The organism is Xanthomonas axonopodis (genome assembly GCF_001304695.1).
GTDB lineage: Bacteria > Pseudomonadota > Gammaproteobacteria > Xanthomonadales > Xanthomonadaceae > Xanthomonas > Xanthomonas axonopodis.
The window spans coordinates 1-15637 of the sequence record NZ_JFAQ01000144.1 but is presented as its reverse complement, the minus strand read 5'-3'; the positions used below and the strand labels follow the sequence as shown (position 1 = coordinate 15637).

General features: G+C 65.4%; 9 protein-coding genes and 6 pseudogenes. 4 read left to right on the top strand and 11 right to left on the bottom strand.

Translation table 11 applies throughout. The features are described 5' to 3' along the window. Positions 1–888 (bottom strand): annotated as a pseudogene (locus XAXN_RS13285) (methyl-accepting chemotaxis protein); the annotation flags it as partial. Between the two features lie 136 nt (positions 889–1024). Between XAXN_RS13285 and XAXN_RS13280 the strand changes: the two are divergent. Beyond that, positions 1025–1598, top strand: a pseudogene (locus tag XAXN_RS13280) (DNA-3-methyladenine glycosylase). Here XAXN_RS13280 and XAXN_RS13275 read toward each other — a convergent pair. Further along, positions 1538–5750, bottom strand: a pseudogene (locus tag XAXN_RS13275) (DEAD/DEAH box helicase). The pseudogenes XAXN_RS13280 and XAXN_RS13275 overlap by 61 nt on opposite strands. Before the next feature lie 5 nt (positions 5751–5755). Here XAXN_RS13275 and XAXN_RS22535 point away from each other — a divergent pair. Continuing rightward, on the top strand, positions 5756–5980 hold the full coding sequence (locus XAXN_RS22535) for a hypothetical protein (RefSeq protein WP_134980336.1): 225 nt from the start codon (positions 5756–5758) through the stop codon (positions 5978–5980). Beyond that, positions 5949–6329, top strand: a complete 381-nt coding sequence (locus XAXN_RS13270) for a DUF3301 domain-containing protein (RefSeq protein ID WP_054319881.1) — start codon at positions 5949–5951, stop codon at positions 6327–6329. Before XAXN_RS22535 ends, XAXN_RS13270 begins: the two co-directional genes overlap by 32 nt. 200 nt (positions 6330–6529) lie before the next feature. On the opposite strand, the gene XAXN_RS13265 is transcribed toward XAXN_RS13270, so the two are convergent. The 9 genes and pseudogenes from XAXN_RS13265 to XAXN_RS13225 all read right to left on the bottom strand — a co-directional run bounded on the left by XAXN_RS13265 (position 6530) and on the right by XAXN_RS13225 (position 14954). Next, positions 6530–6868, bottom strand: coding sequence for a hypothetical protein (locus XAXN_RS13265; protein WP_054319880.1), 339 nt, complete (start codon positions 6866–6868; stop codon positions 6530–6532). A gap of 191 nt (positions 6869–7059) precedes the next feature. After that, positions 7060–7500 carry a ClpXP protease specificity-enhancing factor gene (locus tag XAXN_RS13260; RefSeq protein ID WP_054319879.1) on the bottom strand — a complete coding sequence of 147 codons (441 nt, stop codon included), beginning with the start codon at positions 7498–7500 and terminating at the stop codon, positions 7060–7062. A 78-nt stretch (positions 7501–7578) separates the two neighbouring features. Continuing rightward, the gene (locus XAXN_RS13255) at positions 7579–8214 is read right to left on the bottom strand and encodes a glutathione S-transferase N-terminal domain-containing protein (protein WP_017159210.1); all 636 of its coding nucleotides are present in this window, start codon (positions 8212–8214) and stop codon (positions 7579–7581) included. Positions 8215–8621: 407 nt separating this feature from the next. After that, positions 8622–9380 (bottom strand): cytochrome c1, encoded by a 759-nt coding sequence (locus XAXN_RS13250; RefSeq protein WP_054319878.1) that lies wholly within the window; start codon positions 9378–9380, stop codon positions 8622–8624. Continuing rightward, positions 9373–10632 (bottom strand): cytochrome b, encoded by a 1260-nt coding sequence (locus XAXN_RS13245; RefSeq protein ID WP_054319877.1) that lies wholly within the window; start codon positions 10630–10632, stop codon positions 9373–9375. The genes XAXN_RS13250 and XAXN_RS13245 overlap by 8 nt, the downstream gene beginning before the upstream one ends. Then, positions 10632–11276, bottom strand: coding sequence for a ubiquinol-cytochrome c reductase iron-sulfur subunit (petA, locus tag XAXN_RS13240; RefSeq protein ID WP_054319876.1), 645 nt, complete (start codon positions 11274–11276; stop codon positions 10632–10634). Before petA ends, XAXN_RS13245 begins: the two co-directional genes overlap by 1 nt. Before the next feature lie 505 nt (positions 11277–11781). Further along, positions 11782–12765 (bottom strand): lytic transglycosylase domain-containing protein, encoded by a 984-nt coding sequence (locus XAXN_RS13235; RefSeq protein ID WP_054319875.1) that lies wholly within the window; start codon positions 12763–12765, stop codon positions 11782–11784. Positions 12766–12903: 138 nt separating this feature from the next. After that, positions 12904–13841: pseudogene (locus XAXN_RS13230) on the bottom strand (IS481 family transposase). A 137-nt stretch (positions 13842–13978) separates the two neighbouring features. Then, positions 13979–14954, bottom strand: a pseudogene (locus XAXN_RS13225) (helix-turn-helix transcriptional regulator). 165 nt (positions 14955–15119) lie between these two features. Between XAXN_RS13225 and XAXN_RS13220 the strand changes: the two are divergent. Beyond that, a pseudogene (locus XAXN_RS13220) lies at positions 15120–15637 on the top strand (glutathione S-transferase family protein); the annotation flags it as partial.

Genomic DNA, 15637 nt, shown 5'->3' with positions numbered 1-15637 from the left:
CTGCAGCTGTTCGGCCTGCGCGCTCATTTCCTCGGCAGTGGCGGCCAATTCTTCGGATGCGCTGGCGTTCTGCTGGGTAGTCTGACTCAACTGCATGACCGCCGAATTGATCTGGCTGACGCCGGAAGATTGCTCCTCGGAGGCGGCGGAAATTTCCTGCACCAGATCGGAGGTGCGCTTGATGCTGGGCACAATCGAATCCAGCAAACGGCCGGCGCGGTCGGCCAATTCCACGCTGGAGCTGGCCACCTCGCCGATCTCCTGCGCGGCCACCTGGCTGCGTTCGGCCAGCTTGCGCACCTCGGCGGCGACGACGGCAAACCCCTTGCCATGCTCGCCGGCGCGCGCGGCTTCGATCGCGGCATTGAGCGCGAGCAGATTGGTCTGGTACGCGATGTCGTCGATGATGCCGATCTTCTGCGCGATCTGCTTCATCGCCTGGGTGGTGGCAACCACCGCTTCGCCACCTTCCACGGTTTCCTTCGCGGCCTGGGTGGCCATGCCGTCGGTGATGCGCGCGTTCTCGGTGTTCTGGCTGATCGAGGCGGTCATCTGCTCCAGCGACGCACTGGTTTCTTCCACACCGGCGGCCTGTTCGCTGGCCGCCTGCGACAGCGACTGCGCGGTGGCGCTGACTTCTTCCGACGCGCTGGCCAGGGTTTCGGCGCTGGTATTGACCTCCCCGACCACCTGCGACAGCTTCTCTACCATCGTGCGCATCGCTTCGAGCAGTTGCGCGGTTTCGTCGCGGCCATGCACATCGATGCGCATGGTGAGATCGCCTTCGGACAAGTCGCTGGCCACCGCCACCGCGCGGCGGATCGGCCCGGTGACGCTGCGGCTGATCACCACACCGAGAATGGCACCGAGCAACACGCCGCTGCAGATGCGCTTTTGTGACAGATCACGCGCTCGTCACAGCCCGTATTCGGAAAAACCTACCCCACCGCACACGCGCTGTCCGGGCCAGTCCGCTGGGACCTCACGTCTGCGAGGCTATGCTTGGACCATGTCTGCAACGCCCTTGCCCCGCACGTTCTATGCCCACGATGCCCGCCAGGTCGCGCCGCAGTTGCTGAACAAGGTGCTGGTCAGCGCTGACGGACGTCGCGGGCGCATTACCGAAATGGAACCCTACTGCGGCAGCGACGACCCGGCCGCGCACTCGTTCCGCGGCATGGCCCCGCGCACGCGGGTAATGTTCGGAGCGCCTGGGCATGGGCAATCAATGCGGTCTGCGGCGGTGCGCCCGGGCATGCGGTATTGATCCGCGCACTGGAACCGCTGGACGGTATCGACCGCATGCAGGCCGCACGCGGCGCCGCGCCGGTCACCGCGTTGACCACCGGCCCCGGCCGGCTGGCGCAGGCGTTCGGCGTGACCGCCGCGGACAATGGGCTGGATCTCAGCACTGCGGGCGCACGGCTCTGGATCGAAGACGACGGCGTGGCGGCCCCGTCCAACCCGCTGGCAAGGCCGCGCATCGGTATCCGCAAGGCCGTTGATGCGCCCTGGCGTAGGTGGTTGCCGATAGCCGCTATTTGTCGCGTCCGCTTCCGCGCGCGACCGGTATATCCACGCTACGTGCCGGCGATTGAGCCAACCAGCGCTCCATCGGCGATTGCTCGGCCGCGCCCCGTCCGCGCTGTAACAGCTCGGCCTGCTCGGGGGTGAGCTCCTGCAAGGCCTGGAAGCGGTCTGCCGCCCAGACCGCCATCGGCAGCCCATCCAGCGAAGCGACCCGATTGCCCGGCACGCGCGCGACCCGCTCGCCCGGCAGCAGACTGCCGAGCAGATTGCTTGGGTCGCTCGCACTGACGCAGATCCACTGCTGCGGCAATGGCTGCGCGCGCACACGCCGCAAGGCCGCAATCGCATCCGGCAACGCAAACTGCTCGCCGGACAGCCCGGCGATAAACCGCCCGCCGCGGATTTCGCCGCGCGCTTCCAGCCGTTGATACATGCGCAGCAATTCGCGCCACGGCGGCAGCCACGCGGCCTCGCGTTCGAGCAGCCGCCAGCACACCACGCCATAGCGACGCAACAGCGTGCGCGTCACGTGTTCGAGCGTGTCCTGATGGCGCTGCGCGGCCTCGGCAAGCGGCAAGTCGGGCAGCGCCCGCACCGGCGCCCAGCGGCCCGCATCGCCGATGCCCAGCGCGCTGGCACGGCGACGCTGCCGCGACAATGCCGACGGCCGCTTGGACGCCGGCACCAGCAGCGCGCGCAGGCCGGCATAGCTGTCGCAATGCGCTCCAGCGCTGCGCTTCACGCCGTGGCAGCAGCACGATCGGCGTGCTGCGCAATGCAGCGCCGCTGCGGCCGCCGCCGGGCCGCAAGCGTGCCCACAGCGTGCGCCCGGCGGTGCACAGCTCGTCCAGCCAGGCCGGTTGATAGTCGCGGATGCGCGCCGGCAATAGTTCGCTCTCCCACAGCACCGCAGGCGCCTCGAAGCCTTCCAGTTGCCCCATCACGCCGGCCAGCGCATCCGGCCCAGCCACCTGGCTGCTGCTGTCCACGTGCTGCCATTCGAATAGAAAGCGCGCGTAATCGCGCTGCGATACCGGTTCGATCTCGTGGCGCAGGCGCCCCAGCGTGTAGCGGTGGATGCGTGCCAATAGATGGCGCTCGCACCACTGTTCGGCCTGCACGTGCGCACTGAACTGCCCGACCATGACATAGCCCTCGCGTTGCAGGGCCGCCAGCGCCAGCACGATCTCTGCTTCCGGCACCAGCAACGCATTGGACAAGGCCGGCACCTGTGCCGGACCAACCGCGGACAAGCGCCCGCGCAGCAGTTCGCGCACTGCCCAGTCGCGCTCCCATTCGGCAACGCGGCAATCGGCCGGCGCCTGCAGCGGCGGCTGCGCAGTTGCCTGCCGATACAACGGCAGGAACCAGTCGATGCGCTCGGCGCTGATCCACAACGCCGGGATGCCGTGCAGGGCAATGCAGGTGGCACGACCCGCTGCGGCCAGCTTGCCCAACCACACCTGCCACTGCGCATCGGTGGCCTCCGCGACCGGCAATACACCGAGCCCCACCAGTGCCTCGTGCATTTCTTCGGCATCGCGCGGCTGTGGCCAGGCTTCTTCGCGAACGGCCTCGATGGCCTGCGGATCGAGCTGGCCCAGGTCGTCGCTGCTCTGCGGCGTGTAGCGGCGACTTTGCACGGCCTGGGTACGGCGTTCTTCCAGCGGCGCATCGTCGAGAAACGCATAGGGACTGGCGTTTAAGGCTTCTGCGGCCAGCGGCGACGGTGCGGCCAGGTCGCGCGCGACCAGCGTCACCGCGCCCGATTCCAGACCGCGCAATACCTGCAGCCAGCCTTCGCTATCCATGGCGTGATGCAGGCAATCTTCCAGGGTCTGTGCCACCAACGGGTGGTCGGGCACCTCGCGTTCGCCGACCAGATTCTCCGCGCAGGCCACCTGGTCCGGGAACACCGTGGCGAGCAAATCTTCAGACTTCATTCGTTGCAACTGCGGCGCCACCTTGTTGCCGCCACTGAAGCGCGGCAGCGCCATCGCGTTGGTCGCGTTCCAGCGCCAGCGCACGCCGAACAGCGGTGCGTCCAGCAATGCCTGGATCAACACATGCTCGGCCGACGACGAATGCAGGTAACGGCCAACTTCTTCCAGCGCAAAGCTATGACTGGTCGACAGCGACAGCACAATCGCATCTTCGGTAGCTGCTGCCTGCAATTCGAAATTGAAGGTGCGGCAGAAGCGCTTGCGCAGCGCCAGCCCCCACGCACGATTGATGCGGCTGCCGTACGGCGAATGGATGACCAGCTGGGTACCGCCGCTGGCGTCGAAGAAGCGCTCCATGACCAGGCACTGCTGGGTGGGCATCGCGCCCAGTGCCGTGCAAGCGTTTGCCAGATACTCCACCAGTTGCCGCGCCGCTTCGGCGGACATTTCCAGCTCGCGCTGCAGCCAGTCGCGTGCTGCCTGGTGCGGTACGCTGTCCAGCCGCGCGGCAATCTCGCCACGCAGGCGCGACACTGCAGCAGACAGTTCATCGCTACGACCCGGCGCCTCGCCCAGCCAGAACGGAATGTTCGGCGGCGCACCCTTGGCATCTTCCACGCGCACGCGCCCGGCCTCCACCCGCAGGATGCGGTAACTCGCGTTGCCGAGCTGGAACACATCACCGGTGAGGCTTTCGACGGCGAAATCCTCGTTCACCGTGCCGATCTTTTCGGCCTGCGGTTCCAGCACCACGCTGTAGTCGCCGGTCTCGGGAATGGTGCCGCCGGAGGTGAGCGCCGTCATGCGCGCACCGCGACGGGCATGCAAGCGCCGATGCACCACATCGCGATGCAGATACCCGGCGCGCGGACCGAGCCGAGTGCTGAAGCCATCGCACAACATGCGCACCACGCTGTCGAAGATGGCGCGGCTCAACCCGGCGAACGGCCACGCGCGCCGCACCAGCGCGAACAGCGCATCTTCGTCCCAGTCTTCACATGCGGCTTCGGCAACGATCTGCTGGGCCAGTACGTCCAGCGGTGCCGGCACAATGCGCAAGGCATCCAGTTCGCCGCGACGGATGCTGTCCAGCAGCGCAGCGCATTCGACCAGTTCGTCGCGGGTCTGCGGAAACAAGCGCGCCTTGGGCGTACCGCCGACCTTGTGCCCGGAACGCCCGGCGCGTTGCAGGAAGGTGGCGATCGAGCGCGGCGAACCGAGCTGGCAGACCAGATCGACATCGCCGATATCCAGCCCCAATTCCAGCGACGCGGTCGCCACCAACACGGTAAGATCGCCGGCCTTGAGCTGTTGCTCGGCCAGCAGGCGCGTCTCGCGCGACAGGCTACCGTGATGCGCCGACACGCGCTGCTTGCCGAGCAGATCGCCCAGATGCCGCGCCGCGCGTTCGGCCATGCGCCGTGTGTTGACGAACACCAGCGTGGTGCGATGCTGCTGCGCCAGTGCGGCCACATCGGCATACACCTGCAGCCACTGGTCGTTGGACATCACCACGCTCAGCGGCGTGGGCGGCAACGCCAAGGCCAGATCACGCCTGCGGGCGTAGCCGATATCGACGATCTCGCACGGCGGCGGCACGCCGTCCGTACCGACACCGACCAGGAATTGCGCCACCGTTTCGATTGGCTTCTGCGTCGCCGACAGCCCCACCCGCGTGATCGGCTGCGCGACCAGCCGCTGCAAGCGCTCCAGCGTCAGGCTCAGATGGCTGCCGCGTTTATCGGACGCCACCGCATGGATTTCATCGACGATCGCGGTGCGCACATGCCGCAGCGACGTGCGTCCGGATGCCGACCCCAACAGCACATACAACGACTCCGGCGTGTTCACCAGAATATGCGGCGGCGTGCGACGCGCCTGCGCGCGCTCACGCTGCGGGGTGTCGCCGGTACGTACCGCCGTCCGAATCGGCACATCCGGCAAGCCGCTGGCGATTAGCGCCGCACCGATGCCCTGCAACGGTGCGTCCAGGTTGAGGTGGATGTCGTTGGACAAGGCCTTCAACGGCGAGATGTAAACGACACGGGTTTCGTCGGGCAGCGCACCGCCGTTGGCCAGCCCGTCGCGGATCAAGGCATCGATGGCGGCGAAGAACGCCGTCAGCGTCTTGCCCGAGCCGGTGGGTGCGGCCACCAGTGTGTGGCGTCCGGCCTGGATCGCCGGCCACGCGGCAATCTGCGCGGGTGTCGGCGCAGCGAAGGTCTGCGCGAACCAGGCAGCGACCACAGGATCGAAGTGTTGCAGGACAGGATGCATTGGCAATGCCCGACACCGTTGCTCATCATGACGGCAAGGCGCGCGAAGGTAACTCGGCGGAAACCACAATCAATGGGGTTGCGCAGCGGTCCAGGCAAGCCACAGGCCACGCCGACGGTGAACGATTTAGCGCCGTGGTGACGACCTCTGTCGTCGACAAGGCGACACCTTCGAAACGCTGCGGCGCCAGCTCGGCGATTGTCCGCCGCCCAGGTGCCGTGGCACATTGACGGCATGCCCAGCCTTATTCTCTTCATGATCGCCGGCGCTGCCTTGTTCGCGTTCTGGAACTCCTCGCGCGCGGCCGCCGAACGCGCTGACATCCTCGGCCACAATGCCTGCCGCGCAGCCGACGTGCAATGGCTGGACCAGAGCGTGCATTCCACCAATCTCCGCGTGTGCAGGATGCCAGGCGGCTGGCTGGGCTTCGAACGCACCTTCCGTTTCGACTATTCCTACGACGGCGTGGATCGGCATAGCGGCAAGCTGGTGCTGCGCGGCGATCAACTGATTGCCTTCACCGGGCCGCAGGTCGCGACCGTCAGGGCCTTGCATCCGGAGCATGAGCGGTTGGAGTGAGGCGCGCAGTGGCAACGCAGGTCACGCGCGAGCGGACACCTGGACATAACCTGCAGCTTCACATGTCTGGGTTACAGCAATTGGCCGGCCAGCGTCCCCCTGGAATTCCAGCGGTCGTCAAGCTGTCGCTACGCGCTGTCGCCGCGCGTGCACGCGGTTGGCCGTTCCAGCGGTCGACAGGCACTCCTCAGCCGGCCAGTTCATTCAAAAGACGTCCAATCCGCGGGAACGGGCTCGTAGCCATTATCCCTGCCGCTCAACCAGCACAACTGCAGCTTGCCCTCTCGACGCAGCTGCGCCTGGGCAAACAGCCACAACGGATCCAGCAGGTCGGCATCCTTCAATAGACGCGACTTGCCGGCAACGTCGATGCTGAGAAAGTGCGCCTCACTCGGCGTGTCGATGTAGCTGCGCGCAATCAGACAACGCTCGCCGTCTACGAAGCGATAGATGTCGTACTCGTACGCGTACGCGTCGTCGAGCGTGCCGGACGCATCCGCCGCGCTGCAATCGACATGACGGGTGCGCTCCACGTGCAATCGAACCCTCCACTTCCGCGAGTCTGCAGGTCACACGCCAGCCGCTCTCACCGCAGCCAGCAACACCTGGCGCGCCGTCACCGGGCGACGGTGGACGGCACGCAGGAACCTTAGCTTACGAATGGTCCCTGCTGATTCCGGGCACCGGCTGCACTCGCCTTGCGGGGGCTCCTTGGTGTGGTGCGCTGTCCTTACTTCACCACGCGAAGATGCGGGCGCTTGCCACCGCTGGGCGGTTCGTCCGGCGTCGGCGCGCTCGGCGGTGGCGTGCCCGGATCCGGCGGATCGCTGCTGGTGCCGGGAATGTCGTCCGGCAGCGCCATGCCCTGCCCGGTTTCGCGCGCATAGACCGCCAACACCGCGGCCATCGGCACCATCACCGGGTGGCTCACGCCACCGAAGCGTGCAGTGAAGCTCACGTCTTCGTTGTCCACCTGCAGGCCGACCACGGCACGCTCGGCGATATTCAGGACGACGCGACCGTCCTTGATGGCACTGGCAGGCACCTGCACACCGGGCAGGCCGGCATCCACCAAAACGTGCGGCGTCATGCCGTTGTCGTTGATCCATTCGACCAAGGCCCGCAGCAGGTACGGGCGATGGCTGGTCATGCGGGGGAAATCTTCGCTCATTGCCTCATTTTACCCACACATGGCCCGCCGCGGCGGCCACGCGATCGGACGTCGGTCTGTTGGCATACAGCCGTCGCATCAGCCCGGCAGATCGCGCAGCTTCTTTTCCTGGTCGGTGAGGCTGCGGATAAAGCCCGGGTTGCGGAAGATCCGGTTGCCGTAATCCTCGATCGCCTTGCCATCCTTGGGCAGGCTGATCTCCAACGCGTCCAGTCGCCAGATGATCGGCGCCATCGCGCAATCGGCCAGACTCATTTCGGGGTTGAGGAAGAATTTGCTGGCCTTGAACAACGGCACCGATGCGGTAAGCAGTTCTTTCAGGCGCTTGCGGCCGGCCTCGGCCTGCGTCTTGTTGCCGAGCTGGATCGCCTGTACTTGCGGCACCCAGTCATGCTCGATGCGCAACATCGCCAGGCGCAGACGCGCGCGCGAGAGCGGGTCGACCGGCATCAGCGGCGGATGCGGATAGCGCTCGTCCAGGTACTCGCTGACCACCGACGCGGCATACAGCACCAGGTCGCGTTCGACCAGCGTCGGCACCGAATGATAGGGATTGAGATCGATCAGATCTTCGGGAGGATTTTGCGGGTCGACCGCCACCAGGTCGTAGGTCACCCCTTTCGCCGCCAGGACCAGACGAACCCGGTGGCACAACACGTCATCGTTGGACGAAAACAAAGTCAAGGTATTCCGCATACGCACACTCGTCGCCATTCAAGGCTCTCCGACGACCGGAATCCGCCGGCCGCATCGGCGCGGCCGGCCCAACGCCGACAGTCACCACGGTCCATCGAGTGTGCAATCACGTCACGCAAAAGCCAAGAGTGATAGGCTTATTAATGTTCCCACAAGGCGGTTGTTGCGCTGCTCACCGAAAACCGCAGGACGTGTAGGCACCGGAACACTCTCGCAGGGACTTAGGCTGGCCGCCCGGATAGACATGCTCTTCGCCTGCCAGCCATCGCCCCGCCCCCTCTCAGCAGGGAGAGGGGCCAGCGTTTTCCCGTTGGCAGCGTCCGCGAGGCTCGGCGATCAGTGGGGTATCGAAACACCTGGCGATGCCTGCACTGCCCTGCACTGTAGTTGTTCGCTTCCGCAGCCGATGACGGCCTACGCAGCGCTCAATGCACGTCCTTCCAGTATTCCTTCTTCAGCAAATAAGCGATGAAGGTGAGCAGCGCCAGGAACAGGACCACCCACACGCCCATGCTCTGTCGCTTCAACGCGGCTGGCTCGCCGGCGTACTCCAGGAAGTTGGCGATATCGCGCACGGTCTGGTCGAATTCCACAGGTGTTTGACGCCCCGGCTGCCCCAGCTTCAATGCCTCTACCGGCTTGTCGCCGGTGGCCTTGTCGGCCGGGCCGAATTGCGCCTGCTGCAGGCCTTGCAACTCCCATAGCGGGTTGGGCATGGAGGCGTTCGGAAACAGCTTGTTGTTCCAGCCCAGCGGGCGGGTCTGATCCAGATAAAACGACTTGAGATAGGTGTAGACCCAGTCGGTACCGCGCACACGTGCAATCAGGGTCAGGTCCGGCGGCGCCTTGCCGAACCACTTGGTCGCCGCATCGTGCGGCATGGTGCCTTCGATGTGTTCGCCGACTTTGGCGCCGGTGAAGTTAAGGTTGGTCATGACCTCCTCTTCGCTCAAGCCCAAATCGCTGGCCATGCGCGAATAGCGCAGGTACTTCAACGAATGGCAGCCGGAGCAGTAGTTCATGAACAACTGCGCACCGCGTTGCAGCGATGCGCGATCGCTCAGGTCATTGCCGGCTTGCTGCACCGCCCCGCCTTCGGCCGCCATCGCACCGCCAGCGACTAAAAGGCCGCAAAGCAAGGTGAACACGCGCGACCTCCATGACCTCACGTAGGAGTTAGTCATGGGTCGTCACCCGCTCCGGAACCGGCTTGATTTTGTCCAGCCGCGTCCACACCGGCATGGTGATGAAGAAGGCGAAATACAGGAAGGTCAGCACCCGCCCGACATAGGTTTCGTGCGCGTCGGTGCCGGGGCCGGAGCCGATCACGCCCAGCCAGACGAAGCACACCACCAGCACGCCCAACGCCAGCTTGGAAATCCAGCCGCGGTAGCGCACCGAGCGCACCTTGGCGCGATCCAGCCAGGGCACCAGGAACAGGATCGCGATGGCCGAGAACATCACCAGCACACCGCCCAGTTTGTTGGGCACTACGCGCAACATGGCGTAGTACGGCGTGTAGTACCACACCGGTTTGATGTGCTCCGGCGTCACCAGCCGGTTGGCCTCGGTGAAGTTGTCGTGTTCCAAAAACAGGCCGCCGAAGGCCGGCGCGAAGAAGATGATGAAGGCGGCGATGAGCAGCAGGAACCCGACACCTACCAGATCCTTGACCGTGTAGTACGGATGGAACGGGATGCCGTCGGCCGGCTTGTGCGCGTCCCAGCGGTTGCCCTTCGGTCCTTTCTTGATGTCCACGCCGTCCGGGTTATTGGAACCCACTTCGTGCAGCGCACCGATGTGCAGCACGATCAACAGCAGCAACACCAACGGCAGTGCGATCACGTGCAAGGCAAAGAAGCGATTGAGCGTGGCATCGCCGGGCAGGTAGTCGCCCATGATCCATTCGGTCAGCCCGTTGCCGATCACCGGAATGGCGCCGAACAGCGAGATGATCACCTTCGCACCCCAGAACGACATCTGTCCCCACGGCAGCACATAGCCCATGAAGGCTTCGGCCATCAGCACCAGGTAGATCAGCATGCCGAGAATCCACACCAGCTCGCGCGGCTTCTGATAGCTGCCGTACATCAAGCTGCGGAACATGTGCAGGTACACCACGATGAAGAACAGCGAGGCGCCGGTGCTGTGCATGTAGCGGATCAGCCAGCCCCACTCCACGTCGCGCATGATGTATTCGATCGACGCGAATGCATCGGCGGCGCTGGTCTTGTAATGCATCGTCAGGAAGATGCCGGTGACGATCTGGTTGACCAGCACCACGATGGCAAGGGAGCCAAAGTAGTACCAGAGGTTGAAGTTCTTCGGCGCGTAGTACTCGCTGATGTGCTTGCGGTACATGGGCATCAGCCCGGGCGCGCGCTCGTTGACCCAATCGAACACGCCGTTGGCGGTACGGACCAAAACATTGCTCATCAGGCAGCCCCCGTGTTTTTGGCCGACGCACCGGCATCGTCAGGATCGACGCCGATCACCAAGGTGTTGTCGTCCACGTAGTGGTGTGGGGGCACCAGCAGATTGATCGGTGCCGGCACGCCGTCGAAGACGCGGCCAGACATGTCGAAGCGCGACTTGTGGCAAGGGCAGAAGTAACCGCCCTTCCACTGCGGGTCGTACGGCTCGGGGCGGATTTCGGCGACCATCTCCGGCGAGCAACCCAGATGCGTACACAGCCCCACCAGCACCGAAATGTCGGACTTGATCGAGCGATATTCCGGGTTTTTCAGCACGTACTCCGGCTGCTGATCCTTGTTCTCGGACTTGGGGTCCTTGAGCCGGTCGTCCAGCGACGGAAGTGCGTCGAGCATGGCCTTGGAGCGCTTGACGATCCAGATCGGCTGGCCGCGCCATTCGAGGACCATGCGCTGGCCTTCCTGCAAGGCGCTGATGTCGGCGGTTACCGGTGCGCCGGCCAACTTGGCACGCGCACTGGGATTCCACGACTTCACGAACGGAACTGCAACGAATCCTGCTCCGACCGCACCGACCACGGCCGTTGTCGCGGTTAAAAACCGACGACGCCCGATATCAGCAGGTGCGTTAACCCCATCGTTGGCCATCCGGCTCTCCGATCTTGATTAGGTAGCGTGAGGCTGCCAACGGCTGGCGGGGGGTCCAGCCGCGATGAATCGACCGCAGTGTAGCGGAACGCTTAATGCACAGACAACGCAATGTACGCAGTCGGCCCTATGCGATGCAACGGCCGATGCAGACGGCAGCCGATCGGATGGAGTTCAAACAGCGTGGAAGGCGTATGGCTGTGACGAAAGTGCCCTTGCATCCGCTGCAAAGGCAATGCACGCGTGCGGTGGCTGCATGGGTATGGTGCAAGCGCAGCAGACACGATCGCCCGCGCCTCGCTGCGGCCACTGCAACCTATCGCGCTGATCCGAAAGCACTCGCCCTACCCGCTCTGCGCAGCGCCTTGGCAAATAGCGCCAAGAGCGGCGACCAACGGGGCAGCAGTCATCAGAGCAGTGGATCACGCAAAGCGGCGGTGCTGGTGACAGTCAGGAGCACCGGCCGCGCCCGCCAGGCGGTTGCATGGTCGTTCCGTCAGCCGGTTTAGTTGGCTGCAGTGGCCTGGCCACGATAGCGGCCGGCCAATACGCCCACGCGCTGCACGTAACGCTGGGTCTCACTGTACGGCGGCACGCCGCCATAACGGTCCACCGCGCCCTCGCCTGCGTTGTAGCCGGCAGCGGCCAGGGTCAGGTCGCCATTGAAGCGCTTCAGCAGCCAGGACAGATACTGCACGCCCCCGCGGATATTTTGCGTTGCATCATAGGCATCGCTGACGCCGAACCTGCGCGCGGTGCCCGGCATCAACTGCATCAGGCCTTGCGCGCCTGCGCGACTGAGCGCGAGTGGGTTGTAGGCCGATTCGGCGTGGATGATGGCGCGCACGATCGATTCTTCCACGCCGAACTCGCGCGCCGCCGCTGCAATTTCCTGCTGGTACGCGTTGGTGTTGAGTCGGATCGCACCGAAATTCACCCCGGGCTTGGCACCGCAGGCGTAGCAGGTTTCGATGAAGCTGTAATGGATGGTGCGCAGACCTTCGATGCTGGCGACCTGGCGCGGACGGGCGCTGGTGTAGTGGCGCACGCCGTCCTTCATATAGGAGTACACCTGCCCGCTGACGACCCGGCGCGGATTGGCCACTGCTGGCGCTGGCGGCGTGACGACCGAAACGGACGACTCCGGCAAGGCACGCGGGGCCGGCGCAGAAGCGACCTCGGCAGCGCGCCGTGACGGCTGGCTGACTGACTGGCTGATAATGGTGGCCGGCGCGCCGCTGTCGATATTGGCCATGCTGGGCGCAGGGCTGACGGACAGACGCGCCGCCGAAGGGGACAACGGCAGACGGCGGGCCGAACGGTCGGGGGTATAGCTGCTGATGACGCTGCAGGTGGCGCCGCTCTGACGCTTACTCAGGTAGCTGGTGATGCCGTCAGCGCCGACGCACTTATACAGCGTGCCGGCGCTGACCGGCGCAGCCGACAACGTCACGAGCATCAGCCCCAGCAATCTTGACATCCCCTTCATGCGCGGAGTGTCCCAGCTTGTCCAGGGCTTGCCAAGTGTCGGCCGGAGTTTGGGGCAGCCGACAAAGCGACTGCGGAGCTGCCAGGCGGGCGGGACCGGTGCCCGAAATCCTCAAGTCCCCATCTTGCACTCCGATGGCTAACTGTGTAGACCCACCACGTTGTTCAGTGGGATTCGGGTGATGGGGGGGCCTGTAGCCAAGGCCGGCTTGTGGTCGATGCCAGTTGTAGTGATGAAGCCAGCCCTGCAGCGCGTGGGCTCGCTGCTCGGAGTTGGCGTAGGAGCGGGCGTAGGCCCATTCGCGCAGGCTGGTTTGCACCAGTCGCTCAGCCTTGCCATTGGTGCGTGGGGTGTATGGGCGCGTGCGCAGGTGACGCATGCCCAACCGACGGACCAGGCGCCGGAAGCTACGCGATCTGTAGCATGCGCCGTTGTCGGTCAGAAATTGCACGCCCAAGCGCCGGTAGTAGCGCACTGTCGGCAACAGCGCCCTGCACGGCGCTGCTACCGCGCTCGTCCGGCTCGATGGAGCCGAACGCTAGGCCGGAGTGGTCATCGATGGCCGGATGGACGTATTCCCAGCCGATGCCATCGGAGGTGACCTGGCGATTGCCGGTGACCCGATGTCCCGGCTGTCGGAAACGCGCGAGCTTCTTGATGTCCAGATGCAGCCGTTGGCCGGGCAAGGCGTATTCGTAGCGGTTCTGCGGCGCTGCCGGCTGCAGTTCGGCCAAGCGGTGCAGGCCGGCGCGACGCAGCAGTCGGGCGATGGTGCTCGGGGCGACAGGCAGGTGCCCGGCGATCTGCCGATACGTCTTTCGTGAGCGGCGCCGCTCGATGACGTGCTGCACAATCTCCTGTGGCGTGGCATGCGGGCAGGAACGTGGCCGAGAGGACCGGTCAACCAAGCCTTGCGGAGCTTCCTCCTTGAACCGTCTGAGCCACTTGTAGGCCGTGCGGACACTGACACCGGCCGCATGCGCTGCTTCTTCGATGCGAAGGCCCTGAACAAGGATGCGGTCCACGAGCGGGGCTCGACCGCGCGGGCTCAAAGGGGCATGTTTATGCAGGTTCATCCGGGGCTGCTGGGGGCTGGGTTGGCTTCGCAACCCCCATCTTCCAGAGATGCCCCGGATGAACAACCTACCGAGAGATCACAGCTAGCGCGCCGCAGCCCACCTGACGACCGCTCGCTACGGTGTGTTGACCGCCCTCAGTGCGGCAGGCGGTCCAACTGCGTGCGCAACGCGTCCAGCGCCCGCGTCAAGGTGGAGAGGGCTTCGGCTGGCGCAATCGCATCGAACGGCAGGTCCAGCAACAACAGGTTGGCTGCCAGCGCCGGCATGCTCGGCGCGCCAAGACCCAGCCAGCAATGTGCGGGACCATCGGCCTGCAACATCGGCCTGCAACGCCCCCAGCCAGGGCGGGATGCGCGCGGCCAGTGCCTCGACCGTGCCGGCCAAACGCACCCGCGCGCGGCACGGAAACGGCGCTTCGCCGATCGCCTTGCGCAAGAGCTGTAGCGGCTCTTCGGGCAATGCGCGGGGGGCGAACCGCGCGCCAGTGGCGACCGCCTGATCGATCCGGTCCGCGCGCAGGCTGCGCCAGTCCTGGCGTTCGCAGTCCCAGACCAGCAGGTACCAGCGCCGCCCGTAGTTTGCCAGCAGCGCCGGCTCGACGGTGCGGGTGATGGCCGGACCCGGAATGGCGCCGATAGTCCAGCCGCAGCGCGGTCCGGTCGCGGCAGGCAGCGGCCAGCTGCACGAGCAGGCCCGCATCGACCAGCGATTCCGTTTCGGCAGCCGGCTGGCCATGGCGGCATGCGCGGCACTGGCGCGCTAGCCGCTGCGGCGCGCCAGCAGTGGGGCCAGTTTGGCCATCACGCTTGTCGCGGCGGCGTCCATCCCGCGCACCGCTGACGCGGCGGCGCGCAAGGCGACCGCCACGGTCAGCGCCTCGTCTTCTTCCAATAACAGCGGTAATGCCGCAGCGCCCTGCCCCAGCCGGTAGCCTCCGCCGCTGCCGGGCGTCACATGCACCGGGTAACCCGCTTCGCGCAGACGCTCGATATCGCGCCGCAGGCTGCGCGGATGGACGTCCAAACGCTCTGCCAGCGCCACGCCAGACCAGCTCCGGCCACCTTGCAGCAGGGAAAGCAGATGCAACAGACGGGCAGCAGTGGAAGCCATGGCGGCACCGTATTGCGGACAGAAGCTGTCCGCAAGTGGTCCGTAAGATCGTGATACCAGCCATCACACCACTTGCTTCGCCACCGCAGCCACCCTGTGGAGACCGCAATGTCCGACGACCGCCACCTCACCCTCTTCCACAACCCCAGCTCCCGCTCGTGGGGGGTGCTGGTCTTGTTGGAAGAACTGGGCGCACGCTACAGCCTGCAGCCCATCGATCTGGAAAAAGGGGCAGCAGCGCACGCCGGAATATCTTGCGATCAACCCGATGGGCAAGATTCCGACCATCGTTCACGGCACCAGCGTGGTCACCGAACAGGGCGCCATCTATCAGTACCTGGCCAAGCTGTATCCGGAAGCCGGCCTGTCGCCGGCCCCGGGCGATGCCGACCGTTGCCCCTACCTGCGCTGGCTTGCGTTTTAGGGCTCGGCCTTCGAACCGGCGATCATCGATCTTGCGCTCAAGCGCAGCGCGCCGCCGCGTTCGCTCTCGCCCTATGCCGACGCCGACACGGTGCTGCAGGTCGTTGATGCGCAGCTGGCACAGGGCGATTACCTGCTGGGCGGGCGCTGCAGTGCGGCCGATGTGCTGGGGGCGGCACGTTGGCCTGGATGGTGGATTTGGCCTGATCGACCCGCCCGCGCAGCAGGTAATCGCCCTGTGCCAGCTGCGCATCAACGAC